This window comes from Kitasatospora sp. NPDC034035 (genome assembly GCF_055575755.1).
This window is the reverse complement of sequence record NZ_JBVISA010000107.1, coordinates 1-1715: the sequence shown is the minus strand read 5'-3', so window position 1 is coordinate 1715 and position 1715 is coordinate 1. Positions and strand designations below refer to the sequence as shown.

The window sequence follows — 1715 nt, the reverse complement described above, 5'->3', positions numbered from 1 at the left end:
CTAGTACTCCAGTGCGACTTCGTGATCTATCCGGTTGAGGGGCTGGCGAGTCGCCGCCGGTAGTGGCTTCGGCGGGCTACGGCCTGATGGTGTCTGCGCCAATTCGACCAGTGCAGCAGCCTGCGCGGGGATGTGCTCGGCGGGTTCAGCAGAGTGCCGAGCAGGTGGCGGATCTCCGGGACGGTCAGGTCGATCGGCTCTCCGCTTCGGGCGGGACGGTTCGGATCCGCACATCTGGTCGGCCTCGCGTCGTCGGCTGCCACGGCCAGGAAGGCTAGCGCGAGCATGGCCAGGGTGATGTGCCGGTGCCAGGCGGTCCAGTGGCGGACCTGGTAGTGGTCCAGTCCGACCTGGCCCTTCGCGGCCTGGAAGCACTCCTCTATGCACCACCTGCTCCCGGCTACCCGGACCAGCTCGGACAGCGGTACTCGTCTCGGGGACCAGCACAGGTAGAAGGCGAGTTCGCCACTGCTCGGGTTGCGGCGAATGAGCAGGTGCCGGTGGCCGTCGGCGCCGATCTCGACCCAGGCCCAGTCGTAGTAGCGCGGCCCCTTGGCCCCGGCTCCGGCGCTCTGCCGGTGCCAGGCCGAGGCGGGCAGGCGATCGGTCACCGCATCCGCGCGGGCAGCGGTCCGCCCCTGGTTGATCCGCACCCGCGTGCTGCAGGCGACGGCAAGGACGTAGCCGGTCCCACGGGACTCCAACAGTGCGCGCAGGCCGGGGTCTTGGCCGTATGCCTCGTCGCCGGTCACCCAGGAGACACTGATCCCGGCATCCAACGCCGCGGCAATCATCTGCCCGGCCAAGGCGGGCTTGGTCGCGAACCGGGCCTGATCGGGCACTCCGGCGCGGGTCCGGCGCTCGGCGTCCTGGCACCACGAGGCGTCGGGCAGGTAGAGCCGACGGTCGATCAACGCCCGCCCTCTGCTGGAGGCATACGCGAGGAACACGCCGACCTGCGTGTTCTCGACCCGGCCTGCGGTGCCCGTGTACTGCCGCTGCACGCCGGCCGAGGCGGCGCCCTTCTTCAGGAAGCCCGTCTCGTCCACGATCAGGACACCGTCGTCGGCGCCGAGGTGTTCGAGGACGTAGGCCCGGACATCGTCGCGGACCGCGTCGGCGTCCCAGCGGGTGCTTCGCAGCAGCCGCTGCATCGGCCCGGGACGGGCATGGCCGGCCTGCTCAGCCAAACGCCAGCAGTTCTTCCGCTCGACGCCGGACAACAGGGCGAGCACGAAAGCGCGGGCCGTCGCCCGCGGCTCCACCCGCTTGAACCGGCCCGCGATCCGGGCCATCGCCTGGTCGAACATCGCCCGCCATCGGGCGGCGTCTATGCTGTGACCCGCGGCCACCGTACGATCTTCAGGAGTCCACACAACCCTTGATCATCTCGTGGTGGCCGCACTCATCAGGCGTCGTAGTGCTCGCCGTCGTCGCCCTGAACCCACGCCTTCAGCAACTTCGCCACCTCACGCATCTCCGCGATCACCGCATCGCTCGGGTTCTTGGACACGATCCGTCCGGCGCTCCACCACATCGGGGCTGTCGCGAGGCCGGGACGGGCAGCAGCCACCGCGTCCCATTCCTCCGCGCTGATGTCCTGGCCCTCTTCGTCCCACCAGTTCTCACGCCGCGTGATGTGCACGTCGTAGCCCATAGCGAGCCAGAGTAGACCGCGAGACCGACATGATCGCGAAGTCACACTGGAGTACTAG

2 protein-coding genes are annotated in these 1715 nt (G+C 69.2%); both read right to left on the bottom strand.

The annotated features are described in order from the left end of the window. Positions 1–26: 26 nt before the first annotated feature. On the bottom strand, positions 27–1310 hold the full coding sequence (locus ACZ52J_RS42820) for an IS701 family transposase (protein ID WP_465626853.1): 1284 nt from the start codon (positions 1308–1310) through the stop codon (positions 27–29). A gap of 98 nt (positions 1311–1408) precedes the next feature. Continuing rightward, positions 1409–1657 (bottom strand): hypothetical protein, encoded by a 249-nt coding sequence (locus tag ACZ52J_RS42815; RefSeq protein WP_465626851.1) that lies wholly within the window; start codon positions 1655–1657, stop codon positions 1409–1411. Positions 1658–1715 lie beyond the last annotated feature (58 nt).

Bases quoted from the DNA above. Each gene is read 5' to 3' on its own strand.
- ACZ52J_RS42820 (WP_465626853.1), bottom strand. From the start codon at position 1,310: ATGTTCGACCAGGCGATGGCCCGGATCGCGGGCCGGTTCAAGCGGGTG.
- ACZ52J_RS42815 (WP_465626851.1), bottom strand. From the start codon at position 1,657: ATGGGCTACGACGTGCACATCACGCGGCGTGAGAACTGGTGGGACGAA.